24 protein-coding genes and 1 pseudogene are annotated in these 23,903 nt (G+C 68.7%); 5 read left to right on the forward strand and 20 right to left on the reverse strand.

What is annotated here, in order from left to right; translation table 11 throughout:
* Positions 1 to 92: 92 nt before the first annotated feature.
* Complete coding sequence (locus EV645_RS35530; RefSeq protein WP_130448534.1) at positions 93 to 968, forward strand: LysR family transcriptional regulator; 876 nt, start codon at positions 93 to 95, stop codon at positions 966 to 968.
* Here EV645_RS35530 and EV645_RS35535 read toward each other — a convergent pair.
* The 8 genes from EV645_RS35535 to EV645_RS35570 all read right to left on the reverse strand — a co-directional run bounded on the left by EV645_RS35535 (position 958) and on the right by EV645_RS35570 (position 8,115).
* Positions 958 to 1,440, reverse strand: coding sequence for a 2,4'-dihydroxyacetophenone dioxygenase family protein (locus EV645_RS35535; protein ID WP_130448536.1), 483 nt, complete (start codon positions 1,438 to 1,440; stop codon positions 958 to 960). The genes EV645_RS35530 and EV645_RS35535 overlap by 11 nt on opposite strands.
* Before the next feature lie 8 nt (positions 1,441 to 1,448).
* Positions 1,449 to 2,123 (reverse strand): SDR family NAD(P)-dependent oxidoreductase, encoded by a 675-nt coding sequence (locus tag EV645_RS35540; protein ID WP_242000866.1) that lies wholly within the window; start codon positions 2,121 to 2,123, stop codon positions 1,449 to 1,451.
* 88 nt (positions 2,124 to 2,211) lie between these two features.
* Positions 2,212 to 2,847, reverse strand: a complete 636-nt coding sequence (locus EV645_RS35545; protein WP_198682091.1) for a hypothetical protein — start codon at positions 2,845 to 2,847, stop codon at positions 2,212 to 2,214.
* A 60-nt stretch (positions 2,848 to 2,907) separates the two neighbouring features.
* Positions 2,908 to 3,618 carry a hypothetical protein gene (locus EV645_RS35550; RefSeq protein ID WP_130448540.1) on the reverse strand — a complete coding sequence of 237 codons (711 nt, stop codon included), beginning with the start codon at positions 3,616 to 3,618 and terminating at the stop codon, positions 2,908 to 2,910.
* Positions 3,619 to 3,697: 79 nt separating this feature from the next.
* Positions 3,698 to 5,224 (reverse strand): precorrin-2 C(20)-methyltransferase, encoded by a 1,527-nt coding sequence (locus tag EV645_RS35555; RefSeq protein ID WP_130448542.1) that lies wholly within the window; start codon positions 5,222 to 5,224, stop codon positions 3,698 to 3,700.
* The gene (locus tag EV645_RS35560) at positions 5,224 to 5,853 is read right to left on the reverse strand and encodes a precorrin-8X methylmutase (protein WP_130448544.1); all 630 of its coding nucleotides are present in this window, start codon (positions 5,851 to 5,853) and stop codon (positions 5,224 to 5,226) included. Before EV645_RS35560 ends, EV645_RS35555 begins: the two co-directional genes overlap by 1 nt.
* On the reverse strand, positions 5,850 to 6,938 hold the full coding sequence (locus EV645_RS35565; RefSeq protein WP_130448546.1) for a precorrin-3B synthase: 1,089 nt from the start codon (positions 6,936 to 6,938) through the stop codon (positions 5,850 to 5,852). The genes EV645_RS35560 and EV645_RS35565 overlap by 4 nt, the downstream gene beginning before the upstream one ends.
* A 10-nt stretch (positions 6,939 to 6,948) precedes the next feature.
* A complete protein-coding gene (locus tag EV645_RS35570; RefSeq protein ID WP_130448548.1) occupies positions 6,949 to 8,115 on the reverse strand; it encodes an MFS transporter in 1,167 nt (388 codons plus the stop codon).
* A 118-nt stretch (positions 8,116 to 8,233) separates the two neighbouring features.
* On the opposite strand from EV645_RS35570, the gene EV645_RS35575 reads away from it, so the two are divergent.
* Both EV645_RS35575 and EV645_RS35580 read left to right on the forward strand, forming a co-directional pair.
* Complete coding sequence (locus tag EV645_RS35575) at positions 8,234 to 8,737, forward strand: DinB family protein (protein ID WP_157997236.1); 504 nt, start codon at positions 8,234 to 8,236, stop codon at positions 8,735 to 8,737.
* A gap of 51 nt (positions 8,738 to 8,788) precedes the next feature.
* A complete protein-coding gene (locus tag EV645_RS35580) occupies positions 8,789 to 9,271 on the forward strand; it encodes a MarR family winged helix-turn-helix transcriptional regulator (protein ID WP_130448552.1) in 483 nt (160 codons plus the stop codon).
* Between the two features lies 1 nt (position 9,272).
* Here EV645_RS35580 and EV645_RS35585 read toward each other — a convergent pair whose 3' ends face one another.
* Positions 9,273 to 10,226: a phosphotransferase gene (locus tag EV645_RS35585; RefSeq protein ID WP_130448554.1), complete on the reverse strand. Its 954-nt coding sequence runs from the start codon at positions 10,224 to 10,226 to the stop codon at positions 9,273 to 9,275.
* A 126-nt stretch (positions 10,227 to 10,352) separates the two neighbouring features.
* Between EV645_RS35585 and EV645_RS35590 the strand changes: the two genes are divergently transcribed.
* Together EV645_RS35590 and EV645_RS35595 are read left to right on the forward strand one after the other, a co-directional pair.
* On the forward strand, positions 10,353 to 11,765 hold the full coding sequence (locus EV645_RS35590) for an MFS transporter (protein WP_242000867.1): 1,413 nt from the start codon (positions 10,353 to 10,355) through the stop codon (positions 11,763 to 11,765).
* Between the two features lie 22 nt (positions 11,766 to 11,787).
* Positions 11,788 to 12,393 carry a TMEM175 family protein gene (locus tag EV645_RS35595; RefSeq protein ID WP_242000912.1) on the forward strand — a complete coding sequence of 202 codons (606 nt, stop codon included), beginning with the start codon at positions 11,788 to 11,790 and terminating at the stop codon, positions 12,391 to 12,393.
* On the opposite strand, the gene EV645_RS35600 is transcribed toward EV645_RS35595, so the two are convergent.
* From EV645_RS35600 to EV645_RS35645, 11 genes and pseudogenes are all read right to left on the reverse strand, one after another.
* On the reverse strand, positions 12,379 to 13,947 hold the full coding sequence (locus tag EV645_RS35600; RefSeq protein WP_130448558.1) for a carboxylesterase/lipase family protein: 1,569 nt from the start codon (positions 13,945 to 13,947) through the stop codon (positions 12,379 to 12,381). The two genes, EV645_RS35595 and EV645_RS35600, sit on opposite strands and share 15 nt — an antisense overlap.
* 55 nt (positions 13,948 to 14,002) lie before the next feature.
* A complete protein-coding gene (gene cobF / locus EV645_RS35605; RefSeq protein WP_130448560.1) occupies positions 14,003 to 14,770 on the reverse strand; it encodes a precorrin-6A synthase (deacetylating) in 768 nt (255 codons plus the stop codon).
* Between the two features lie 14 nt (positions 14,771 to 14,784).
* Positions 14,785 to 16,272: a glucose-6-phosphate dehydrogenase gene (gene zwf, locus EV645_RS35610; RefSeq protein ID WP_198682092.1), complete on the reverse strand. Its 1,488-nt coding sequence runs from the start codon at positions 16,270 to 16,272 to the stop codon at positions 14,785 to 14,787.
* A gap of 75 nt (positions 16,273 to 16,347) precedes the next feature.
* On the reverse strand, positions 16,348 to 16,524 hold the full coding sequence (locus EV645_RS42980) for a hypothetical protein (RefSeq protein ID WP_242000868.1): 177 nt from the start codon (positions 16,522 to 16,524) through the stop codon (positions 16,348 to 16,350).
* A gap of 58 nt (positions 16,525 to 16,582) precedes the next feature.
* Positions 16,583 to 16,678, reverse strand: a pseudogene (locus EV645_RS43315) (Type 1 glutamine amidotransferase-like domain-containing protein); the annotation flags it as partial.
* Positions 16,679 to 16,827: 149 nt separating this feature from the next.
* Positions 16,828 to 17,838: a zinc-binding dehydrogenase gene (locus tag EV645_RS35620; protein ID WP_130448562.1), complete on the reverse strand. Its 1,011-nt coding sequence runs from the start codon at positions 17,836 to 17,838 to the stop codon at positions 16,828 to 16,830.
* A 9-nt stretch (positions 17,839 to 17,847) separates the two neighbouring features.
* Positions 17,848 to 19,215 (reverse strand): MFS transporter, encoded by a 1,368-nt coding sequence (locus EV645_RS35625; RefSeq protein ID WP_130448564.1) that lies wholly within the window; start codon positions 19,213 to 19,215, stop codon positions 17,848 to 17,850.
* Positions 19,216 to 19,235: 20 nt separating this feature from the next.
* A complete protein-coding gene (locus tag EV645_RS35630) occupies positions 19,236 to 20,699 on the reverse strand; it encodes a mannitol dehydrogenase family protein (protein ID WP_130448566.1) in 1,464 nt (487 codons plus the stop codon).
* 5 nt (positions 20,700 to 20,704) lie between these two features.
* Positions 20,705 to 21,922, reverse strand: coding sequence for a D-mannonate dehydratase ManD (manD, locus tag EV645_RS35635; protein ID WP_130448568.1), 1,218 nt, complete (start codon positions 21,920 to 21,922; stop codon positions 20,705 to 20,707).
* Positions 21,923 to 21,933: 11 nt separating this feature from the next.
* Complete coding sequence (locus EV645_RS35640; RefSeq protein ID WP_130448570.1) at positions 21,934 to 22,881, reverse strand: 2-hydroxyacid dehydrogenase; 948 nt, start codon at positions 22,879 to 22,881, stop codon at positions 21,934 to 21,936.
* Positions 22,878 to 23,903, reverse strand: coding sequence for a LacI family DNA-binding transcriptional regulator (locus EV645_RS35645; protein ID WP_130448572.1), 1,026 nt, complete (start codon positions 23,901 to 23,903; stop codon positions 22,878 to 22,880). Before EV645_RS35645 ends, EV645_RS35640 begins: the two co-directional genes overlap by 4 nt.

A 23,903-nucleotide genomic window follows, 5' to 3' on the forward strand; every position in this document is an offset into this window, starting at 1 on the left:
CTCGCACGCACCGTCTTCAACCACCTCACCACCGACCACCACAGCCGACCTACAACCAGCCTCCCAACTGCGGCTTGACATAGGAGAAACGCATGGACCTGAACGCGGCGTACGGCTTCCGGATGGACTGGATCGTGAGCTTCGTCGCGGTCGCGCGGTACGGCGGGTTCTCCGCGGCCGGCAAGGCGGTGTACCGCGGTCAGTCGCGGATCAGCGAGCACGTCGCCGAGCTCGAGCGCGCCATCGGCGTACAGCTCTTCGACCGCACTCATCCGACCAGCCTGACCCCGGAAGGCCGCGCGCTGCTGCCGCGCGCCGAGGAGATTCTGCGCAACCTCCAGAGCTTGAACGGCGGGGGAGAGGTCCGCTTCGGCGCCTACCCGAGCGCGGCCGCCTGGCTCTTCCCCCGCGTCGTACGCCGCCTGCCGGACAGCATCCGGCTCCTGCTCGTCGAGGGACCGAGCATCGACCTCGAGAGCGCCCTGCTCCGCGGCGACATCGACCTAGCGGTCCGGCCGGTGCACCCGTTGGTGACCGATGAGTCCCTGGTCCACGAGGTGCTCTGGCGCGAACCGCTCACCGCCGTCTTCCCGGACAAGCATCCGCTCGCCGACGCCGAGTCAGTCAGCCTCGCGCAGCTGGCCGAGCTCCCCCTCATCTCAATCGGTGAGGCGGACGGGCCTCGGCAGTTCGAGTCCCACCTGGCGTTCGCCTCGGCGGGGCTCAACCCCGAGTCAGCGTTCCGCACCAACCAGCCGCAGACGCTGCTGTCCCTGGTCCGCCACGGACTCGGCGTTGGCGTGACCAATCAGTTGGCGGTCACCACCGCGAACCTCGACGGGGTGAGGCTCGTCCCGATTCACGACGCCGGGGTCGACCGTCAGGTCGGCCTGTTCACCCGCGGCGATCGCGGGCACTCGCCGTCGCTGGCCAAGGTGATCGAGGCGGTCCGAGCGGTCAGCGGATGAACTGGTCCACGTAGTCCGCGCCGAGGCCGTTGGCGCCGTAGTGGTCGCGGCAGAGCTGGATCTTGGTGAACGTGTCCTCGTAGCCGATCTGGTTGCCGGCTTCGTCGACGTAGATCATCGCGCCGGAGATGTTGAAGAACGTGATCATCTCGGTGCAGTCCTCGGGTACGCGCAGGGTGTGGATCTCGCCGGGTGGCTCGTAGACGAACGAGCCGGTGTCGGCGACCCAGCCGTGTTCGTCGTACTGCCATTTGCCCTTGAGTACGTAGCCGAAGACGGCGCTGGGGTGGCGGTGCCGGGAGACGATGCCGGCGCGGGTGACCTTGAGCAGGTTGCACCACTGGCCGGTGACCGTGTTCAGCATCAAGGGCCGGAACCATACGCCCGGCGCCTGCTGCACCCAGAGCCGGTCGTCGTCGGGGACCGCCTGTACTGCGATCTCGGCCGGCACACCTGCGGATACGGGGATCATCGGGTCTCCTACATGCTCAGGTAGCCGCCGTCGACGGGTACGACGGTGCCGGTGACGAAGCCCGCGTCGGGGCCGGACAGGAAGGCGATCACGCCGGCGACCTCGTCGGCCGTGCCCCAGCGGGCCATCGGCGTACGGGACAAGATCCGTTCGGAGGCGACCGGGTCGGACTGCAGCGCGGCGGTCAGATCGGTCGCGATCCAGCCGGGGGCGACGGCGTTCACCCGGATGCCGTCGGCGGCCCAGGCGACGGCGAGAGACTTGGTCAGCTGGACGATCCCGCCCTTGGAGGCGCTGTACGCCGGGACGAGCGGGCCGCCGAAGTAGCTGAGCATCGAGGCGACGTTGACGATGCAGCCGTTGCTCGCGGCGAGGAGGTCGTGCGCGGCCTCGGAGGCTCGCATCGCGCCGGTGAGGTTGATTTCCACAACCTCACGGAATACATCAGGCCGGTGCTCGTCGCCGCGGCGGATGATGCCGGCCGCATTGATCAGCACGTCGAGCGACCCGAGCGAGCTGATCAACGCCTCCAACTCACCTGGTTGCCGCAGATCGACCTCTACCTCCGTCGGGCTCGCCCCGAGACCGGCCGCGATGACGTGCAGGCCGTCCGCTGCGAGGCGGCGGGCCGTCGCGGCTCCTATGCCGCTGGTGCCGCCGATGACGAGCGCGGTGCGTGTCATGCCTCGCATCCTGGCTGTACGGCGCCGGGCTGGGCAAGCGTGAGCCGGACGGCGGATCGGATCCATCCGCCGTCCGGGTTGCCGCTTGTCAGCTCACGTCGATCCGCTTGTGGTACCGCTGTCCGGCCATGCTTCCGATCAGCGCCGCCAGCAGCGTGATCACCACAGCCGCGATCATCACGACCACACCGCCGGTCGTCAGCGTGTGGTCATCGATCGGCACCGACGGCAGGTCTACCCGGTCGAGTACGTCGTACTGCGAACCGGCCAGCGCCGCGAGCCCTGCGACGACCGCCGTCACCACGACGCCGATCATCCAGACGCCGAACCCCTGCCGGGCGCCGTCGAAGCGGGCCAGCCGTCCGGCGACGTACCCGCCGTTGTAGTAGGCGATCGCCAGGATCGCCAGCAGGACGGCCGCGGAGGCGATCCCGATCGTGCCGGCGGAGTTGTTCCAGTCGATCGTGAGGGCGTAGTCGGCGGCGGCCGCGAGTGCGCCGACGATCCCGGTGAGCAGCGCGATCAGCCCGATCGCGACGATCCAGCCGAAGAAGGCCGCGCCGCCCTTGAATCCGCGGTACGACGGGTCGACCCGATCCTTTGCCGGCAGCGTGCTCCGGTCGGCCGTAGTGCTCCGGTCGGGCGTAGTGGTTCGATCGTCGTCGTACGTCTCCGACGGATCGATCCGGTCAATACGTGTGTCTTCGTGATGCTGCTGGGTCATAGCGGTCTCTCCTCACCAGACAGCCCCGTGCTCCCGTCCGGTACCCCGCAGCAAAACCCTCTAGCTCAGCAGTTCGTCGATCCGGTCGTGGTACCGCCGGCCGTTCTTGCCGCCCAGGATCGCCATCAGCAGCGTCAGGATCAGCAGCGCGGCCGTGGCGGCGATGCTGCCCAGCAGGAGGGTGTTGTCACTCAGCGCCACATCCGGCCAGTTGATCTTGCCGATCAGGTCGTACTGGTTGTCGAGCACCCAGCCCGTGCCTCCGGCGAGCACCGCGACCACCACTGCGATCGTCCACACCCCGAAGCCCTGCCGTCCGCCGTCGAAGCGCGCCAGCCGGCCGGCGACGTATCCGCCGGTGTAGAAGGCGATCATCAGCATGAACGTCGACACCGCTGCCGCCGTGATCAACGCGGCGCCGGGCTGGGCCTTCGCGTCGCCGGTGGTGTAGTCGAGGACCTCGGCGGTACCGAGCGCGGCCGCGGACACGGCGGCCAGCAGCAGGACCGACATCGAGATCGCGATCAGCCAGCCGAAGAACGCCGCGCCAAACTTGAACCCGCGGTACGACAGCAGGTCCGGAGCGACCTCCGGCTCCGCACGACCTGCGCCTGGCGGCTCCGGGATCGTGATCGTGCTCATCGCCCGGCTGGCCGCGGCCCGAGCCTCCTCGTACCGCTGCGTCGTGGTGTCCTCGCCGGCGGGTGTGGCGATTGTGGCGGTGCTGCCTGCGCTGCCTGCGTTGCCGTCGCCGGGGTACTGCTGACTCATGTCCGCTGGCTCCTCACTGGTCGGCTTCCGCGCGGGTCCTACCCGTCCGGGTTCCGCATGACACAGCCGGGGAGCGGATTTAACCGGCTCCTGGGGTGTCCTCACTCACCGTCGCGGGGTAGCGACGCGGGGTGAAGACCAGCGGGCCGTCGGGGCGGGGCACCGTGCGGGTCTGTGACGAGCCGATCAGGAGCAGGCACCGCATGTCAACACTCTGCGCGTCGAGTTCCGCCAGTGTTGTGACGATGATCGCCTCCTCCGGACCGCCGACGTCCCGCCCGATCACGACCGGCGTACCGGGGGAGCGGTGCTCGAGCAGGAGGTCGCGCGTCGCCGCCACCTGCCACGTGCGGGACTTCGAGGCGGGATTGTAGATCGCGATCGCCAGGTCCGCCGCGGCCGCCGCGGTCAGGCGCTGGGCGATCACGTCCCACGGCTTGAGCCGGTCCGAGAGCGACAGGACGCAGTAGTCGTGCCCGAGCGGTGCGCCGACTCGGCTGGCGACGGCCTGAGCGGCGGTCATCCCGGGCAGCACGCGTACGGCGATATCGGAGTACTCCGGCTCCGACGCGACCTCCGTGACCGCACTGGCCATCGCAAACACGCCGGGGTCGCCGGACGAGACCACCACGACGTTCGAGCCCTTGCGGGCGAGGTCGAGCGCGAAGGCGGCCCGCTCGGACTCGACGCGGTTGTCGGACCCGTGTTTGCGCTGACGGGCGCGGTCGGGGAGGCGGTCGACGTACGTGGTGTAGCCGATGACGTCGTCGGCGCTCGCAATCGCCGCGCGGACCTCTGGGGTCATCCACTCCGGTCCGGCAGGTCCTAGGCCGACGACCGTCACTGAGCCTTCGGCCGCGGTCTTGGTCGTCGGGGGTGTGAAGGTGTTGTTGATGGGGCTGGGGAGGAGGGCGAGGGAGAAGTACGGGACATCGTCCGGGTCGACCTCGTTGAGCGGGGCTGTGCGCTGCGCGTCGGTGGTGGCGCGTTCGACGTACCAGGCTTCGTCTGCTCGTCCGGCCAGCTCGAAGGCCTCGCGGACGTTCGCGAAGGTCCGGCCGAGCTTCATCACGGCCGCTGCGTCGGTTTCTCTCAGGCGCTCCGCCAGCACGTCCGGCGGGAGGGTGCCGGGGAGGACGGTGAGGATCTCGTCGCGCTCACAGAGCGGGCGCCCGAGTACTGCGGCTGCCGCGCTCACGGATGTCACACCAGGGACGACCTCGCACGGGTAGCGGTCGGCGAGGCGTTTGTGCATGTGCATGTACGACCCGTAGAAGAGTGGGTCGCCTTCCGCCAGTACGACGACGTCGCGGCCGGCGTCGAGATGCGCGGCGAGGCGGGCGGCGCAATCGGCGTAGAAGTCGTCCATCGCGCCCTGGTACCCGCCGGGGTGGTCCGTCGTTTCCGTGGTGAGCGGGTAGACGAGGTGCTCCTCGATCTGGTTGGCCGTCAGGTACGGCGCGGCTACCCCGCGGGCAATGCTGCGCCCGTGGCGAGCGCTGTGGAACGCGATCACGTCGGCCGCACCGATGAGCCTGGCCGCCTTCACGGTCACCAGCTCGGGATCACCCGGCCCGAGTCCAACACCCCAGAGTCTGCCGGTCATCACTCCTCCTCGCTGGCGATCGCGTTGACGGCGGCGGCGGTGATCGCACTGCCGCCGCGGCGGCCGCGGACGACCAGGTACTCGAGGCCGAGCTCGTTCGCCGCCAGCGCCTCCTTCGACTCGGCCGCGCCGATGAAGCCGACCGGGATGCCGAGGATCGCCGCCGGCCGGGGTGCGCCTTCGGCGAGCCGGTTGAGCAGATGGAACAGCGTCGTCGGAGCGTTGCCAATAGCAACAACCGCACCGTGCAGGTGGTCTCCCCACAGCTCGACCGCCGCCGCGCTCCTCGTCGTCCCCAGGTCCTGCGCGAGCCCGACCGTCCGCGGGTCCTGCAACGTGCAGATCACCTCGTTGTCTGCGGGCAACCTCCGGCGGGTGATGCCGGCCGCCACCATCTGCGCGTCACACAGAATCGGTGCACCGCCTTGCAGCGCAGCCCGGGCGCTCTTCACGACGTTGGGCGACCAGGCGAGGTCGGCAACCAGGTCGGTCATCCCACACGCATGAATCATCCGTACGGCGACCTGCGCGACGTCCGCCGGCAACCCATCCAGCTCCGCCTCGCCCCGGATCGTCGCAAACGACCGCCGATAGATCTCCGCGCCGTCCCGCACGTACTCGAAACTCACACCCGTTCCCCATCCACCAAGTAGCCATCGCCCACCGCAACCACATCCACAAACCCACCCGCCGGCTTCCCGCACCGCCGCCCACACCCAGCCCAATGCACCCGCCGCCCGTCACGGGCGAACGTGGGCATCAGCCGGGCAGCGTCCGCGCGAACATCGGCCAGCGCCTTCGCACACCCCGGCTTCCCAGCACAGGCAGTCACACCCTCCCAGACCGAATCCGGTGTCGTGACCAGCCCGACGCCTTCCAGTCCGGTGGCTGTCGCCGCCACCACCACAGACCGCCAAGGCGTAACCCGCACCCCACCAGTCGCGCCGGCCAGTGCAGCTGCCTGGGCTTGGGTGAGACCTCCCAGGGGGACCGTCACGACTAGTGCCTTGCCGTGCACGCCAGCTGTCACTCGGGTGGTTGTGGGGTCCAGCTCCTCGTCCGCATGAAGAGCGAGCCGTTCTAGGATCTGCTGCTCGCCGTCGGGGACCTCAGCGATTCGCCACTCCTGGTCGCGTATGGACAGGAACGCCTCCGCGGCGGCCAGCATCAATTCCGGCACCTCTGCCCACGGCATCCGCACACCGCGGTTGCCGAGGGTCAGCACTGCACTCCGGTCGTCCAGCGCGCGCACAGTAACGTCGGCCCGCACGTCCGCCAGATCGCCCCGCCCGTCGTCCAGAGCAAACAAGAACCGCCCCGGCAGTTCCGCCAGCCCCGGTCGGCCACACAGCGCCCGGTCCAGCTCAGCTGCCACCGGGAGTACGTCGTACCGCGACTGCTCGTCCAACCCGGACAGCGGCGACGCGAGAATGTTGCGGACACGCTCGTGGGCGATCGACGGCAGCAGACCGGCCGCAAACAATCGGTCCGACAACTCCCGCGGCCCATCCGCCTTCAGCCCACGGATCTGCACGTTCGCGCGCGACGTCAGCTCAAGCCGCCCATCACCCAGCTCGGCAGCAGCAACCCGCAGTACGTCGAGCTGCTCAGCGCTCAGCCACCCACCGGGCAACCGGACGCGAGCGAGTCCGCCGTCTGCCGCCTGGTGCACCGCCAGCACACCAGGGCATCGATCGGTCTCGGTCCGCGCCATGCCCGCGATGCTACGTCCCCGGGACCTGCTGTGTTCTGGACCACAGCAGCACCGCCACCGCCAGCAGCGCACACCCACCACCGGCCACCATCGCCACCGGTATCGACCACGCGTCCACCACCAGCCCGCCGAGCAGCGCGCCGATCGACAGCACCGCCTGGTACGACGACGTGAACCACACCGTCGCGGCCTCACGCGACTGCGGTGCCGCCTGGGCGAACATGCTCATCGAGCAGACCGGGATGCCGCCGTACCCGAGTCCCCACACCACGAGCAATACAAGCGCTCCAGCCGCAGTGTGTCCCGCGAGCGGCAGCAGCAGTGTCGCAGCCGCGATCAGCCCGGCGCAGGTGGCGAACGTGGCCTTGAGGTTGCGCGCCGCCGCCGCACCGGCGATGACGTTGCCAACCAGACCTGCGGCCCCGTAGATGAGCAGGAACAGTCCGATGAGCTCCGGTCGTACGACGTCGCGCAGGAACGGCGTCACATAGGTATAGGTCGCGAACTGTGCCGTCACGATCAGGCAGGTCACGACGAGCGCGTTCCGACTGCCACGGAGCGCGTCGCGGAGTACGGCGGCTCTGGTGACCTGCAGCGGCGGCAGTGGAGGCACGGTGGCACGCAGTACGGCCAGCGCCACCAGACCGAGTACTCCGAGCGCAGCGAACGACGTACGCCAGCCGGCGAACTCACCGACGAACGTGCCTGCCGGTACGCCGAGCACTGACCCGAGCGGAACCGCGGAGAAGATGACGGCTGTCGCGCGCGGTGCCCAGCGCTCCGGGACCAGCCTGCTCGCCAGGCCGGCGCCGATCGACCAGAAGCCGCCGATGGTGAGTCCGACGAGGAATCTGGCGACCAGCTCGACCCAGAACACCGGTGCGGCCGCTGCAAGGAAGCCGGCGACGGCCAGCAGCACCATGAGGACGCAGAGCATCAGGCGACGGTCCAGCCGAGCTGTCGCGACCGTGACGACCGGTGCGGCGACTGCTGCGACCAGTCCGGGCATGGTCATCAGCCAGCCGGTGCGACCGGGCGTGAGCGCGAAGTCGGCGCCGATGGGAGTGAGGAGGCCGATCGGGAGGATCTCGGTGGTCACGATCGCGAAGATCCCGAGCGTCACCGCGACGACTCCGAACCACCGGACGGTCGGCGTACGGGTTTCCAGAAGAGTCATAGTGTCGAGCGAACTAGTTGCAGTTACGCCAGACTCGCGGTTTCGCGACATCGCGGTGGTCGTCGAGCAAGCCGTCGCATTTCCGCGATTGTCGGCGCCGGGTGAGAGGGTGCGGCGCATGGTGCTGAGAGACCGGCCGTGGCCGGATGACGACCTGACGCTGGCGCAGTCGGTGATCGGGTACTTCGAGTTCGTCCACACCACCGCGGTGAACAAACTCGACGGGCTGGACGAGAAGCAGGCGCGCGCGACGCCGCTCGCGACGTCGCCGGTGATGAATCCGCTCGGGCTGATCAAGCACCTGACCGCGGTGCAACGGCAGCACATCCAACGGACGATCGGCGGCCAGGACCTCCCGTCGCTGTGGCGGTCGGACGACCACGACTACGAGTTCCGGATCGGGCCGGACGAGACGGTCGCCTCGGTCGTCGCGGCGTACGACGCAGAGTGGGAGCGGTCGCAGCAGACGCTGCGGGAGGTCGACTGGAGCGGGTTCATCGAGGGGTACCACGGCCCGATCCGGGTCGAGCGGCTGCTCCTCGACGTACTGCAGGAGTCGGCGCGGCACCTCGGCCACCTGGACGTGATCCGGGAGCTGATCGACGGTGCCCGCGGAGAATGATCTAGCTCCGGATCATCTGCGGACAGACGATCCCGCGCTACTCTCGAAGATATGGCGCAACCTCCGGAACGTACCGTGCCCGACCTGACCGGCTACCTCACCCACGCCGGCCACGTCCTGGAGACCCAGCTGTCCGCGGCGCTGGCGGAGATCGGCCTGACGCTGCGGATGCAGTGCGTACTGCGGCACGCGCTCGAGGCCGAACGCACGCAGATCCAGATCGCCGAGCTCGCCTACATGGACAAGACCACGATGGTCGTCACCGTCGACGCACTCGAGGAAGCCGGCTACGCCGAACGCAAACCCTCCGCAACGGACCGCCGAGCCCGCATCATCGCCGTCACCGACGCCGGCGCCAAGATCGCCGCCGAAGGCCAAAAAATAGTCGACCAAGTCCACGCCGCCGCCCTCAACACCCTCCCCACCACCCAACGCAAATCCTTCATGGATGCCCTGACGACCCTCGTAGACGGCCCCCTCTCCACCCCCATCACAGCCCAACCGGTCCGCCGCTCCCGCCAACGCGCCGGCTGAGCTATCCGGGCACGTACACCGTTAGCTCGCGCCAGGACTCCTTGGTGTCCTCCGACTCGACGTGCGGCTGCCGGAAGAGCTGCACGTACGACGAGATCTCGGCCAGCGGCCACCAAACGTCGAAGAGCTCCATCGCCGCGGGGTGCGGACTGACCGGCCCGGCCTCCGACTGGTACGCCGGGAGGGCGTCGGGCGGCCCGCCGAGGATGCCCGTGAGGTCGCGTTCGCGGGGTGCGAGTCGTACCGTCTCCCAGTCGACCAGGCGCAGTTCGCCGTCGGTCGTGCGGAGGGCGTTCGCGCTGTGGGGCTCGCCGTGCGTCACGACCCACGGGTCGTCCGAGGACTCGACCTCCCGCACGAGGGCGTCGTAGTACTCCAGCCTCTCGTAGACATACGAGCGTGCTCCGGCCAGCCGCAGCCGGGTCGGCTCGGCGTACGGGCCGGCGGACCAGGGCTGATCGAGGTCGCCGAGTGTGGCCAGCAAGGCATCACGGTCGGGGATGGCGAAATCCCAACGCTGCAAGGCTTTCGGTGGTGGAGCCGTGTGTAGTCGGCCGAGGATCCGGGCGATCTGCTCTCGCTCCGCCGGGTCGTCCCAGTCGCCGTCCGGAGTGCTCCACCCCTGCAGGTACGGCAGGACCATCAGCGTCCAACCCGGCAACACCTCGCGGACGAGCCGCCCGCCCCGATCAGCCAAAGGCGCAACGGCGAACTCGTAGCCGCGGTGGGCCAGGTCGCGGGTCGTCTGCATGGCGGCGGTGATTGATTGGCTGCCGGCCGAGGTGACTCGGTCGGCGGTTACGAACCAGCGTGGCCCGTCGGTTGCGGAGGCGATCCAGTGGTAGCTGCCGAAACCGACCGGTGCGTAGGCAACCTGCACGGCCGTGAAACCCCAGTGTTCCTTGAGGATCCGGGCTACCAGGTCGCAGGAGATCTCCGTCGGCTCGTCTCTCATCCGATCGACCCTAACCGCGCCCCGGCCAAGTCTCAGCCTATTTCCAGGAGTCGTCCGATAGAAGATCGTCTATTACGGGACTATCTGTTATGGTCGTTTCAAGAGCGCCTGACTGAGGAGAGAACCGTGAGTGTGGACGTGGTGGAGACAGTCGTGCGGGGGCGCGGCAGAGCGCTGGTGGTGCTGTGCGTGATGCAGTTGATGATCATCCTCGACGGGACCGTGGTGACGGTGGCGTTGCCGACGATCCAGGGCGACCTGGGGTTCTCGCAGGCCGGTCTGGCGTGGGTGATGAACTCGTACCTGATCGCGTTCGCGGGGCTGCTTCTGCTGGCCGGGCGGATCGGTGACCTGATCGGGAGCAAGCGGATCTTCCTGGCCGGCCTCGCCCTCTTCACGGCGGCGTCGCTCCTGTGCGGGCTGGCGGGCAACGCAGAGGTGCTGATCGCCGGCCGCTTTCTGCAAGGAGTAGGTGGAGCGCTCGCCTCCGCGGTGATCCTCGGGATGATCGTGAACCTCTACCCGGCCCCGGGAGAGCAGGCTCGTGCCATGGGCGTCTACAGCTTCACGGCGGCCAGCGGTGCGTCGATCGGGCTGATTCTCGGTGGGGTGATCACGCAGACCATCGGCTGGCACTGGGCGTTCCTGATCAACGTACCGATCGGCGCCATCGCGCTGGCGTTCGCAGTACGGCTGCTGTCTCATCAGCCCGGACTCGGTCTCGCGAAGGGCGCTGACGTACTAGGTGCTGTGCTGGTGACCGCAGGCCTTTCCCTGGGTGTCTACACGATCGTCCAGACCGCAGAGCCCAACGCGACGCTCGCCCGCACGCTCTTGCAGGCCGCTGCGTCGGTCGTGTTGCTGGCTGCGTTCGTCGTGCGCCAGGCACGCATCAAGAACCCACTGCTTGCCCTGCGCATCTTCCGCCGTCGTCAGCTCAGCGTGGCCAACGTGGTCGTCGTACTGCTCTTCGCCGCCGGATTCGGCTTCCAGTTCACCACTGCGCTGTATGTGCAGCGTGTGCTCGGCTACGACTCGCTCACGACCGGTCTGGCGTTCCTGCCCGCGCCGATCATGAACGCACTGATGTCGCTGTCCATCGCTCCACGCCTCACCGTCCGGTTCGGCCCGCGCAAGATGCTGATCGCCGGACTTGCCGTGTTCCTCGTGGCACTGCTCTGGATCAGCCAGGCGCCGGTCGACGGCTCGTACGTCGTCAACGTGGGTCCTGTGCTTGCAGTGATGGGCGCTGGCATCGGCGTGGCCATCCCGGCCTCGATCATGCTCGCCATGTCCGGTGCAGACCCCAGTGACGCCGGACTGGCCTCCGGGCTGAACAACACTGCGCAACAGGCCGGTGCAGCCATCGGCACCGCGGTACTCGCGACTCTCGCCGCCTCCACCACCGCGCACAGAGCAACCGAGCGCAGCCTCCAGGCCCTCAGGGACGGGTACGGCGCAGCGTGGCTCGCGGCAGCCGGATTCGTGTTCGCCGCGGCGGTCCTGTCGATCAGCCTGCTCCGCGAACGACACACCTGACGGCTACTCTTCGGCCGTGAGTATGACGAGAGACCCCGACCGCATGGTCCTGTTCAGCGACGCAGTCGTTGCAATCGCCATCACGCTGCTGGTGCTGCCGCTCGTCGACCTCGTGCCAGAGGTGAAGGCAGAAGGTGGCGACGCGGTCAGCGTGATCAGTGACCACCGGCAGGAGCTCTTCACGTTCTTCCTGAGCTTCGTGGTGATCGCCAACTTCTGGCTGGGCCACCACCGGGTCTTCGAACACGTCCGCGCGTACACCGCGACGATGATGCGACTGAACCTGCTCTGGCTGCTCACCATCGTCGTGCTGCCGTTCCCGACCGAGATCATCGGGGCGTTCCCCAGCGACCGGTTCACGGCCGGCGTGTACACCGGCACGATCCTGGCGCTGAGCATCTGCCAGTCCGCGATCACCTGGCTGATCCGCGGGCACAAGGAGCTCGAGAGGCCGGACAACCCAGTCAGACAGGGGGAGCTGGTCGGCTCCCTGCTGCTGACCGGGTTGACCGTGGTCGCCTTCGTGCTGGCGGCCTTCGTTCCCGGAGTGAACTTCTACGCGCTGCTGTTGCTGCTGCTGTCCCCGATCGTCATGCGGGTGTGGAAGAGGACGTCAGCTGAGGCCTGACCAGAAGCCGCACTGGTGCTCGGTGCTCAGGTTGACCGGCTTGATGCCGGTCTGGTCGGTCGGCGCGAGTGAGAGGCCGTTGATTGCGTGTGCGCCGGTCGGCGACCAGTGCGGGCGGTCCGGCCCGTTCGGGTTGCCGGTCCGGGCGAACGCAGTCCAGTAGTCGATCATCTGGTTCGACAGCGTCTGCTGGGCTGCCGACATCGGGAGGTCGTATCCGCCGAGCCGGAACAGGTACGGCAGCTCCATCGCGTGTGCGGCCCCCAGTCCGGGCGTGGAGATCGGCGAGTGCTTGTCTGCGAACTCGTACGCGTACACCGGTACCTTGGCGGCGGCCTGCTGGTCCGAGGCGACCTGCGTGCAGGACCAGATCCGGTCCGTGGTGACAGCGCCCCACGCTGCGGCGGGCGACTCGTAGTTGCTCTGCGGGTAGTGCTGCAGCACCTGCGGAGCCTTCTGAGCGCCGACCATGTTCTTCACGAGCTGCGGGTAGTCCTTGATGTCACCGAACGCGGCCAGCCAGCCGTTGGCCTCGTCGTGGTTGTTCCCGGAGATGATCGGCACACGGTGGAACAGTCCGGCCTTCAGCGCGCGAGCGGGGGACAGCGGTACGGCGGCAGTCTGGCCGTAGCCGATCTGGACGAACTCGAGCATGTCGTCGACCAGTACGTCGGACTTCGCGGCGCGGAGGCAGTCGAGCATCGCCTGTCCGGGCTTACAGCCCAACTTGGCCTTGTTGTCGGCGGCCCACTCCTTGCCGTGGGACTGCACTGCGCTGGCCGGGAGCCAGAAGGAGTCGGCGGTCTGACCGGGGTACTGGCTGTTGTCGGCCCAGTTGAAGGCGCAGGACCCGCTCTGCATGATCGCCTTGGAGAACAGCCCGGTGGACGTCGGGGAGGTCAGCTGGGCGCAGACGCTCATGCCGCCGGCGGACTCACCCGCGACGGTGACGTTGCGCGCGTCGCCGCCGAACGCTCGCGCGTTGCGCTGCACCCAGCGGAGTGCGGCCTGCTGGTCCTGGATGCCGTACGTGCCGGAGTCCGGCAGGCCCGGGTACCCGAAGAAGCCGAAGATGCCGAGGCGGTAGTTGACCGTCACGACGACCACGTCGCCGCGGGCGGCGAACTTCGACGCCTCGTAGCTGCTGCCGGCGCCGGAGAAGAACCCACCGCCGGGGATCCAGACCACGACGGCGCGCGGCTTGATGGACGGCTTGGTCGGGGTGGTCACGTTGAGGTAGAGGCAGTCCTCCGTGGATGAGCCGTCCGGCGCTTCGGAGTTCGCTTGCTGCGGGCACACGTTGCGGACCTTCGACTCGCGCACGCCGGTCCACGCCTTCGCCGGCTGCGGCGCCTTCCACCGCAGCGCGCCCACCGGCGGGGCGGCGTACGGGATCCCGTCGAACACCTGCGCGTCGCCGACGGTCTTGCTCGCTACCAGCCCGTTGTCAGTCCGTACGACGTTCTGCCCGGCCGCCTCACCCGGCCCAGCGAGGCCCACCAACAACCCCACCGGCGCCACGGCGGCCACTATTCCTACGAGGATTTTCTTCATACGAGGAGCCTCATCCACTCCCCGATTCCCCGCGTCGGTCCGAAGTCCAGACGGCCTACACCTTTGGTCTAGGTCGCCGTACCAAGTAGGTGTCCATGATCCAGCCCTTGCGGTCGCGAGCCTCGGCGCGGACCTTCTCGATCTCGCTCGCGACCTCGCGCAGCGGACCGGAGATGAGGATCTCGTCCGGCGTCCCGAGGTACGCGCCCCAGTAGATGTCCGCGTCCTGGTCCAGATGCTCGGTGAACGCCGTCTGCGCGTCGAGCATCACCACCACGTCGTCCACACCCTCCGGCCAGCCGGCAGCAAGCCGCCGTCCGGTCGTGATCTGGATCGGCCGGCCCACCTGGTTCAACCCGACCCGATGCCGCGCAGCCAGCGTCGACACGCTGCTGATCCCCGGAATCACCTCGACCTCGAACGAGAGGTCACCCCGCGCCTGGATGTCGTCGAGAATCGCCAGCGTGCTGTCGTACAGCGACGGATCGCCCCAGACGAGGAACGCCCCCACCTGGTCCGGACCCAGCTCCGACGCGATCAGCTCCGCGCACACATCGGCCCGGCGCCGCCGCCAGTCGTCCACGGCCTCGACGTACGCCGAAGCCGTGCGGTCCCGCTCCGGGTCGCGGCCGACCACGACCCGGTAATCCTTCGACGTCGCGTACCGGCGCAGGATCTCGGACCGTAGGTCGACCAGCTCCTGCTTGACCTCGCCTTTGTCCAGCACGAAGAACACGTCGACCCGGTTCAGCGCCGACACGCCCTGCATCGTCACCTGCTCCGGATCGCCCGCACCGACGCCGATAACCAGAATCTCGCGCATGCCGGGCAGCCTAACTACTCCCGCCACTCACGCTCGAACGGGAGGCGCCAAGCACGGGGAGCGATCAGCTGGTGGATCGCGTTCGGACCCCAGGTGCCGGCCTGGTACGGCTTGACCGGCGGCGGGTCGTCGAGAAGCGGAGCCGCGCGATCCCACAGCGACTCGATGCCCTCGGCGGTGGTGAACAGGGTGTGATCGCCGCGCATCGCGTCCAGGATCAAGCGCTCGTAGGCCTCGAGTACGTCGCCCGCGCTCTCGGTCTCCTGGGTGGAGAACTGCATCGACAGCTTCTCCAGCCGCATCCCCGGTCCGGGGCGCTTGCCGTAGAACGACAGCGAGACCCGCGACGAGTCGGCCAGGTCGAAGGTGAGGTGGTCCGGGCCTTCCGAGCCGACACCGGAGCCGGCCGGGAACATCGTCTTCGGCGCCTCCTTGAAGGCGATCGAGATGATCCGCTGGCCCTCGGCCATCTTCTTGCCGGTACGCAGGAAGAACGGCACGCCGGCCCAGCGCCAGTTGTCGATCTCGACCTTCAGCGCGATGAACGTCTCGGTGTCGGAGTCGGGCGCGACGCCCTCCGCGCTGCGGTAGCCGCCGTACTGACCGCGCACCACACAGGCGGTGTCGAGCGGCAGCATCGAGCGGAAGACCTTGTTCTTCTCCTCCGAGATCGCCCGCGGCTCCAGGGCCGTCGGCGGCTCCATCGCGACGAACGACATCACCTGCATCAGGTGCGTGACGACCATGTCCTTGAACGCGCCGGTCGGCTCGTAGAAGGTGGCGCGCTGGTCCAGCCCGAGCGACTCCGGGATGTCGATCTGCACGTGGTCGATGAAGTTGCGGTTCCAGATCGGTTCGAACAGGCCGTTCGCGAACCGGAACGCGAGGATGTTCAGCGCAGCTTCCTTGCCCAGGAAATGGTCGATCCGGAAGACCTGCGACTCGTCGAAGGTCTCGTGGACGAAGTCGTTGAGCTTGATCGCGCTGGCCAGGTCGTCGCCGAACGGCTTCTCCATCACCACTCGGGCCCGGTCGACCAGGTCCGCGTCGCGCAGCATCGCGATCACCGACTGGGCCGCCTTCGGCGGCACCGACAGGTAGTGCAACCGGCGTACGTCGGGGCCGAGGTGCTCCTCGGCCGCCTTCACCGCGTTCGCCAGCGCCTCCGGCCCGGCCGTGACCGGCACGTAGTCGAGCGTCTCGGAGAACTGGGACCACTGCTCGTCGGTCAGCTTGTGCATCCCGAACGTCTCGACGGCCTCCCGGGCGCGGGCGCGGAACTCGTCGGACGTCATCTCCTCGGTCGCCGTACCGATGATGCGTACGTCGGGCGTGAACCGGGACTGTTGCAGATAGGCGAGCCCGGGCAGCAGTTTGCGCTTGGCCAGGTCACCGGTCGCCCCGAACAGCACGATGACATGCGGCGCCAGCGGATCCGGATCCCGCCGCGAGGGCCGCGATCCCGGCGCCGGATACGCAATGGTCTGGATACGGTCAGGCATTCAGTCCTCCCGAGGACACCACCGGAGCCAACACGCAGAACAACACAGTGGGCAGTCTAGGCACTCCACTATGAACTACTGGTGTACGTCGAACAGAGGCGTGAGCGACATCAGCTCGGACAGGTCGCTGCCGACAGTGATCTCCGACGGAGCCGTACCCCGCCGGAACAGCCGTGCCCCGACAGCAAGCCCGTCCAGCGTGAGCGATTCGCCGCGCAACCGCAGCCACGTCCCCTCCCGAAGCCCGAGCAACCGGTACGTCGTTCTCCTCGAGGAACTCGGTGGTCCGTACCTCCCGCGTCTCGCCCTGGTGCGTCGACGTCGGGTCCGGGTCCAGGTAGTGCGGGTTGAGCTGGAACGGGACCAGCCTGAGCGTCTCGAACGACGGCGGCTGCACGATCGGCATGTCGTTCCCCGCCGCCCACCCGCCCGACCCCCGTCGCACGCTCCGCGTCCATGTCGCCTCACTGGCGGGTTGTTTCACTGCTGACCTGTTATTGCACGCCAGCGGAGAAACAATCCGCCAGCTGGCAGCGGTTAACTCTGTCCCTCTGGCTAGAGCCAGAGCGACAGCAGGACCTTGCCCGACGTGTTGGAGTCGGTCGCTGTTGCGAAGGCTTCGACGGCTTGATCAGCCGGGTACTCGTGGGTGATCACGCGCTCGAGCCCTGGATTCGCGTCCAGGAGCTCGATCGCGTGGTCGATCTCGTCGTTGAAGCGGAGCGTGCCGCGGACCTGCAGTTCGCGGGAGACCACCGGAGCGAGGTTCACGCCGCGCGGCTCGTCGGCCGGGATGCCTACCAGTACGACGATTCCGCCGCGACGGGCCGCATCGATCGCGGTGCTGATCGCGGCCGGTACGGCGGTGCACTCGAGGGTGACGTCGAAGTACCCCGACGGGATCTCGTCCGTGCCGACCTGAAGGGTCTTGTGCACGCCGAGCTCGCGCGCCCGCTGCAACGGGCCAGGGAGAACATCGGTCGTGACCACCTCGGTCGCACCGGCGGCGAGCGCTGCCGCCGCGGTCAGCAGGCCGATCGCGCCCGACCCGGAGACCAGGACGCGCTGGCCCTCGACACCGCCCGCGATCTGCAGTGCGTGCAACCCGACCGCCAGCGGCTCGGCCAGCGCAGCGCGCCGCAACGGCAGCGAAGCAGGCAGTGCCCGGAGCATGTGCTTGCCTACGACAACGAACTCGCTCAGCCCGCCCTGCGTGTGCGGCCAGGTGGACGCGCTGCCGAGATAGGCGCCGTTCGGCCACAGGTGCGGACGGTCCTCGATGCCCGGCTCCGGAGTACCGAAGGTGGCCGGATGAATGGTCACCGGCGTACCGGGCGCCAGCTCCCCGGACGGGTCGAGGTCGACGGTGCCCGACAGTTCGTGGCCGGGCACCAGCGGCTCGCGGACGACGAACGAGCCGTTGGCGCCGTCGTGGTAGTAGTGCAGGTCGGACCCGCAGATCCCGCCGTACGCCATCCGGAGGCGAACCTCGCCGGCCTGCGGTTCCGGGGTCGGCAGCTCGGTCTCGATCAGGTCGAGCTTGCTCCGGATGACGATCGCCTTCATGTCTCTCCTTCAGGCAGTGGCGGTGACGGGTGCCGTTGCGGTCCCGGCTATCGGGGTGCGGTCGGTGGCATTCTCCGGCGCGAGCAGGTCGCGGTCGCGGGTCTCCGGAGCGGCCAGTCCGGCGCCGACCGTGATCGCCATCGCGACCGTCATGTAGATCGCGACCGGCACCCAGGAGTCGAAGGCGCCCATCAGCGCGACCGCGATCAGCGGTGCGAAACCGCCACCGAGTACGGCGGCGAACTCGCGCCCCAGCGTGACACCGGCGTACCGGTAGCGGCTGCCGAACAGCTCCGGGAAGTAGCTCATCGTCACCGCGACCCCGCCCTGGCAGGCGAAGACGAAGCCGATGATCATGGCCAGATAGATGACCGTGAGGTTACCGGTGCTCAAGGCAATGAACGTCGGGAACGGCAGGAGGAGCAACAGCCCGGTGATGCCGAGGAACAGCGGCCGCCGCCCGAACAGGTCGGACAGATACCCGAGCACGACCGCGCCGATGCCGCCGAAGATCGCTCCCACCAGCAGGATCTCCGGCACGGTCTGCGCGTCGATCTTCACGGTCCCCTTGAGGTAGGAGGCCATGAACACCTGGTACGTGTACGACTGCACGCTCAGCCCGACCGTCATCAAGGTGACCAGGGCAACGGCTTTCTTCCCGTTCCGGAACACCTCGCGCACCGGCGCGGCAGCCGCCGTACGGTCCGCCTTGATCTCGGCGAAGACCGGGGTCTCCTTCAGCTTCCGCCGCAGGATGTACGCCGCGATCGTGACGAAGGCACTGCTCAGGAACACCAGGCGCCAGCCCCACGACATCAACTGATCGTCCGGCAGCAGCTGGACCAGCGCCCACGCCCCAGCGCCGAGCGCCGTACCCGCCGCGGCACCGGTCATGATCAACGCCGCCAGTCGTCCGCGCTTGCCGCGCACGGCCGTCTCGGTCAGCAGGGTCGCGCCGCCGGACTGCTCGGCGCCGGCGCCGAAGCCCTGCAGGAACCGGCTGAGCACGAGCAGGATCGGCGCCCAGACGCCCACCGACTCGTACGTCGGAAGCACGCCGATCGCCATCGTCGCGACACCCATCAGCGTCAACGTGGCCACCAGGATCCACTTGCGCCCGAGCCGGTCGCCGTACCGCGAGAAGAACAAGCCGCCGAGCGGCCGCGCGCAGAAGCCGACCGCGTACGCGCTGAAGCTCGCCAGCAGCCCGGCCGTCGCGGAGATGTTGGGGAAGAACAGATGGCTGAAGACCAGCGCGGACGCGGTCCCGTAGATGACGAAGTCGTACTGCTCGAGCGCGGTGCCGATCAGGCCGGCGAGCGCGGCGCGGCGGGTCTCCTGCGGGGTCGGCTCAGGAGTCGAGGGGTTCGGTTCCATGGCGGATTTCCTTCGGGGTCTCAGGCCGCGGGCGAGGCGTGCGGCCGGGACGTACGGGAGCGCGCGGCCTCACGGGCCGCGGCGCGGACGCCGTCACGGGTGATGACGGCGACGTAGTCGGTCACGCGCCGGGCAAAGTCATTGCTCTCGGCAAGTTCTATGGAGAAGACCTGTCCGATCGCCGACCGGACCAGTTCCCCGGTACTGCGGGACTGCGCCGCGAGCGCCCCGAGCCGCTCGCGGGCCGGATCGACCATCGCCCGCGCGTGCGGACCGGGATCGAACCCGGACAGGGGTACGACGCAACACAGCCACGCGGCGACCGTGAGCGCGAGGTGTTCGGGCATCACGCCCTGCTTCAGCAGTTCGAGCGCGGGCTCGGGGACCCGCTGCGGGAGCTTCACCGATCCGTCGCTGCCGACCTGCTGGGTCCGATGTCCGAGCGCGTCGTTGGACCACCGCTCGAACAGCGAGGCGATGTACGCCTTGACGTCGAAGTCGCGCGGCAGCGTGACGGTCGGCAGGTACTCGTCCTCGAGCACCGCCCGGGCAGCGGCCTCGATGAAACCGGTGGCGCGCGCCTCGGGGATCGTCGCGTGCCCGTCGAGCGCACCGAGGTACGCGATCAGGGAGTGGGTGCCGTTCAGCAGCCGGAGCTTGAGTAACTCGTAGGCCTCGACCTCGTCGGAGAAGATCGCACCGGCCCGCTCCCAGGCGGGTCGCCCGGCGGTGAAGCGGTCCTCCATCACCCACATCGTGAACGGCTCGGCCGGCACCGGGCTGCGGTCGTGCACCCCCAGCAGTTCGTACGCCGCAGCGCGGTAGGTATCCGTCGTCGCGGGCACGATGCGGTCGACCATCGAGTTCGGGAAGGCGACGTTCTCCGCGATCCAGCTCTCGGCCTTGCTGCCTTGCAGGAACTCGAGGATCAGCTCGCGGGTCTGCGCCCCGTTCGACTGCATGTTGTCGCAGTTGAGGACGGTGATCGGGGCGCCGTGCGTCTCGGCCCGGCGTTCCAGCGCGCGAGCGATCTGGCCGATGACTGTGCGCGGCGTGGCGCCGGACAGGTCCGCGACGATGCCGGGGTGATCAAGTGCGAGCCGGTGAGTGCCGGGGTCCATGCAGTAGCCGTGTTCGGTCACAGTCATCGAGACGATGCGGGTGTCCTCGGCGGTAATGGCGTCGACCACCGCGGCAGGGTTGCCGGCAGCAACGATGGCGCCGGTGTGGACACCCGGCACGCTGATCGACGAGCCCTCGGGTGACAGCTCGAGCACCGAGTAGAGACCGTCCTGCGCGTTCATCGCATCGGCGACCTCGGCCGAGCGGCTCGCGACACCGAGGATGCCCCAGCCGCCGCCGGCTTGTGCTGTGTAGACGGCTTGATGCGCTCTGTGGAAGTTGCCGAGGCCCAAGTGCACGATGCCTGTGCTCATCGGCGCCTGACCGGCCAGCAGATGCTTGCGGACCGAGGTGCGGTTCATGGCGCTCACCAGTCGGTCACAGAGCCGTCGAGCCGGCGCGCGACGGGCAGGTAGGCGGGTTCGTACGGGAACTTCGCGGCCAGCGTCTCGTCGAGCTCGACGCCGAGACCGGGTGCTTCACCCGGATGCAGGTAGCCGTCGCTGAACGACCACGAATGCGGGAAGACCTCGTGCGCGAGAGCGTCGTACCCCATGTACTCCTGGATGCCGAAGTTGTGCGTCGACAGCCCGAGGTGGATGCTCGCGCCGAACGAGACCGGCGAGACGTCGGACGGGCCGTGCGGCGCGGCCTTGACCTGGTAGACGCTCGCAAGCGCAAGGATCGTGCGCAGGTGGCTGATCCCGCCGGCATGCGCGACCGCGACCCGGATGTAGTCGATCAGCTGCTCGGTGATCAGGTCCTTGCAGTCGTAGATCGAGTTGAACACCTCGCCGATCGCCAGCGGGGTGGTGGTGTGCTGCCGGACCAGCCGCAGTGCGTCCTGGTTCTCCGCCGGGGTCACGTCCTCGAGCCAGAACAGGTCCGCGGGTTCGAGCGCCTTGCCGAGCCGCGCGGCCTGCTGCGGGGTCAGCCGGTGATGTGCGTCGTGCAGCAACGCCAACTCGGGGCCGACGTGCTCACGCACGGCAGCGAGCACACCCGGGATGTGGCGCAGGTACGCATCGGTGTCCCACGACTCGACCACCGGTACGGCGCCACGCTTCGCCGGCTCGTATCCGCCGGCGTCGCGATGCACGCCGTACACCGTCTCCAGCCCTGGTACGCCGGACTGCGCGCGGACCGCCCGGAACCCGTCCTGTCGCCGCGCGTCGACCTCGTCGAGCAGCGCAGGAAGCTCCCACGCGGATGCGTGCGTGTAGGCGAGGACCTTGTCGCGGACCGCGCCGCCGAGCAGTTGGTACACGGGCATCCCGGCCGCCTTGCCCTTGATGTCCCACAGGGCCAGGTCGACCGCGCTGATCGCGGCCATCGTGATCGGGCCGCGGCGCCAGTACGCCCCGCGGTAGAGGTACTGCCAGGTGTCCTCGATCCGCGCCGGGTCGAGTCCGGTCAGCAGCGGTACGACGTGGTCGCGCAGGTAGCTCGCGACGGCGAGTTCACGGCCGTTGACGGTGGCGTCGCCGTACCCGACGAGGCCCTCCGCGGTCTGGACCTTGAGGGTGACGTAGTTGCGGCCGGGGCTGGTGACGATGACCTCGGCGGCGATGATGCGATCGGTCATGGTGGGTGCTCTCAGGATCGGACGAGGTTGCGCAGTTCGTTGCCCTCAGCAAGGGCCGTGATATTCGCTGCGATGTCGTGGATGCGGCCGCGGAACGTCTGCCGAGTGATCCCGGACAGGTGCGGTGTGAGCAGGACGTTGTCGAGCTCGCCGAACGGGGCCTTGGCAGGTCGGGCTTGGTCGCCGCTGGACGGGTACGAGTACCAGACGTCCAGTGCGGCGCCGCGGATCATGCGGTTGCGCAGGGCGTCGTACAGCGGTTGCTCCTGGACCAGCGGGCCGCGGGCAACATTCACTAGTACGCCGTCAGCGCCGAGCTGCTCGAGCTCCGCGGCGCCGATGATGCCGCGGGTGTCCTCGGTCAGCGGTGCCGAGACGACGAGGGCATTGGACTCTTCCAGCAGTCTCGGGAGCTGGCTCGTGTCGCCGGCCCAGCTGAGCCCGTCGGCTTTTCCGCTCGCGGTCACGGCCTGGCCTTGGGCGCCGAAGGCTTGGAGGACTCGCCAGGTGGCCCGGCCGATGTGACCGAAGCCGAGGAAGCCGACCTTCGCGTCAGCCAGCGTCTGTGGCTGGGGGAGTGCCGGGTCGTAGACGGGCGAGCGCCAGCGGTTCGTGCGCAGGGCAGCGTCGGCCTGGGGGAGTTCGCGGCGGAGGGCGATCAGGGCCCAGACGATGTACTCGGCGATCGAGTCCTCGTGGTGATAGGTGTTCGCGACCGGTACCTGGTCGGCGGTGCCGGCGGTGATCCGGTCCGTGCCGGCGCCGGCGACCTGGACGAGCCGGAGACCCGGCGCCGCGTCCGCCATCTCCTGGTCGAACACCGGACCGACGAGGACGTCGGCGGACTCGAGGCTTCCCAGCAGGTCGTCCGGCAGCCAATCCAGTTCAGCGTCAGGCAGCAAGGTTTGCAGCTCCTCGCGCAGCGGCAGCAGGTTGGGGTCGGTGATGACGACTCTCATCCGTCGCTCCGATCGCGACGCGCCGGCGTCCAGCCGGCGACCGGGCCGGTGCTCTGGCGGACGACCAGTTGGGTGGGCAGCGTGATCATGCGTGGCTCGGCCGGCGTCTCCGCGGTCAATTGCTGGTGGAGCATGTCGATGCTCATCACTCCGGCGCGCGACATCGGCACCTGGATGCTGGTCAGGGTCGGCCGGCCGACCTCGGCGAGCGGGGTGTCGTCGATGCCGATCACGCTCAGCTCGCCCGGCACCTCGACACCGAGCGCGGCCGCGCCGGACATGATGCCCAGCGCCATCAGGTCGTTGTGGGCGATCACCGCGGTGGCGCCGGAGGCGACGACGCTGGCCGCTGCTGCCTGACCGCCGGCCACGGTCTCCGCCTGCCAGCCGAGCACCTCCAGCTCGATGTCGGCCTGGTCGGCGAGTTGCTGGATGGCCTCCACGCGCGTCTGGTTCGACCAGGACAGCGGCGAGCCCTGGGCATACGCGACGTGCTCGTGACCGAGAACGCGCAGGTACTCCAGCGCCTGACGCAGACCGTCCGCGGCGTCCGGTACGACGCTGTTCGCCTCGTTGCTCGTCCGGTTCACCAGGACGAGTGGGGTGTCACCGCACAGCTCGACGATGTCGTGCGCGGGCAGGCGGGGCGAGCAGACGACGAACCCGTCGACGCGCTCGTGCAGCTCGCCGATGATCTCTCGCTCGCGGTCCGGGCTGCCGTCGGTGTCGGTCAGCACGACCGTCTGGCGGCGGTTCCAGCCGTGCGCCTGGGCAGCCTTGACGAAGCCCGCCCAGACCGGGTTGCCGATGTCCGGGACGATCATCGCCACGGTGGCCGAGCGGGTCGGCAGGCTCGACCGCGAGCGGCGGCCGGCCGAGGCGACGTACCCGATCTCCTCCGCGGCGGTGATGATCCGGCGCAGGGTGTCGCGGCCGATCCGGTCCGGGTCGCTGAACGCCCTGGACGCGGTCGACAGCGAGACGCCCGCGCGCTGCGCGACGTCGGTCAGGGTGGGGTTCAC

This window comes from Kribbella rubisoli, from assembly GCF_004217145.1.
In the GTDB taxonomy this organism is placed as follows: domain Bacteria; phylum Actinomycetota; class Actinomycetes; order Propionibacteriales; family Kribbellaceae; genus Kribbella; species Kribbella rubisoli.

Coding starts and splice junctions, on each gene's coding strand:
- EV645_RS35585 (WP_130448554.1), bottom strand. CDS start 10,226: ATGAGAGACGAGCCGACGGAGATCTCCTGCGACCTGGTAGCCCGGATC.
- cobF (WP_130448560.1), bottom strand. CDS start 14,770: ATGCGCGAGATTCTGGTTATCGGCGTCGGTGCGGGCGATCCGGAGCAG.
- EV645_RS35530 (WP_130448534.1), top strand. CDS start 93: ATGGACCTGAACGCGGCGTACGGCTTCCGGATGGACTGGATCGTGAGC.
- EV645_RS35625 (WP_130448564.1), bottom strand. CDS start 19,215: ATGGAACCGAACCCCTCGACTCCTGAGCCGACCCCGCAGGAGACCCGC.
- EV645_RS35555 (WP_130448542.1), bottom strand. CDS start 5,224: ATGACCGGCAGACTCTGGGGTGTTGGACTCGGGCCGGGTGATCCCGAG.
- EV645_RS35545 (WP_198682091.1), bottom strand. CDS start 2,847: ATGACCCAGCAGCATCACGAAGACACACGTATTGACCGGATCGATCCG.
- EV645_RS35580 (WP_130448552.1), top strand. CDS start 8,789: ATGGCGCAACCTCCGGAACGTACCGTGCCCGACCTGACCGGCTACCTC.
- EV645_RS35640 (WP_130448570.1), bottom strand. CDS start 22,881: ATGAGAGTCGTCATCACCGACCCCAACCTGCTGCCGCTGCGCGAGGAG.
- EV645_RS35595 (WP_242000912.1), top strand. CDS start 11,788: ATGACGAGAGACCCCGACCGCATGGTCCTGTTCAGCGACGCAGTCGTT.
- EV645_RS35565 (WP_130448546.1), bottom strand. CDS start 6,938: ATGGCGCGGACCGAGACCGATCGATGCCCTGGTGTGCTGGCGGTGCAC.
- manD (WP_130448568.1), bottom strand. CDS start 21,922: ATGACCGATCGCATCATCGCCGCCGAGGTCATCGTCACCAGCCCCGGC.
- EV645_RS35540 (WP_242000866.1), bottom strand. CDS start 2,123: ATGACACGCACCGCGCTCGTCATCGGCGGCACCAGCGGCATAGGAGCC.
- EV645_RS35630 (WP_130448566.1), bottom strand. CDS start 20,699: ATGAACCGCACCTCGGTCCGCAAGCATCTGCTGGCCGGTCAGGCGCCG.
- zwf (WP_198682092.1), bottom strand. CDS start 16,272: ATGCCTGACCGTATCCAGACCATTGCGTATCCGGCGCCGGGATCGCGG.
- EV645_RS35620 (WP_130448562.1), bottom strand. CDS start 17,838: ATGAAGGCGATCGTCATCCGGAGCAAGCTCGACCTGATCGAGACCGAG.
- EV645_RS35550 (WP_130448540.1), bottom strand. CDS start 3,618: ATGAGTCAGCAGTACCCCGGCGACGGCAACGCAGGCAGCGCAGGCAGC.
- EV645_RS35575 (WP_157997236.1), top strand. CDS start 8,234: ATGGTGCTGAGAGACCGGCCGTGGCCGGATGACGACCTGACGCTGGCG.
- EV645_RS35535 (WP_130448536.1), bottom strand. CDS start 1,440: ATGATCCCCGTATCCGCAGGTGTGCCGGCCGAGATCGCAGTACAGGCG.
- EV645_RS35600 (WP_130448558.1), bottom strand. CDS start 13,947: ATGAAGAAAATCCTCGTAGGAATAGTGGCCGCCGTGGCGCCGGTGGGG.
- EV645_RS35570 (WP_130448548.1), bottom strand. CDS start 8,115: ATGACTCTTCTGGAAACCCGTACGCCGACCGTCCGGTGGTTCGGAGTC.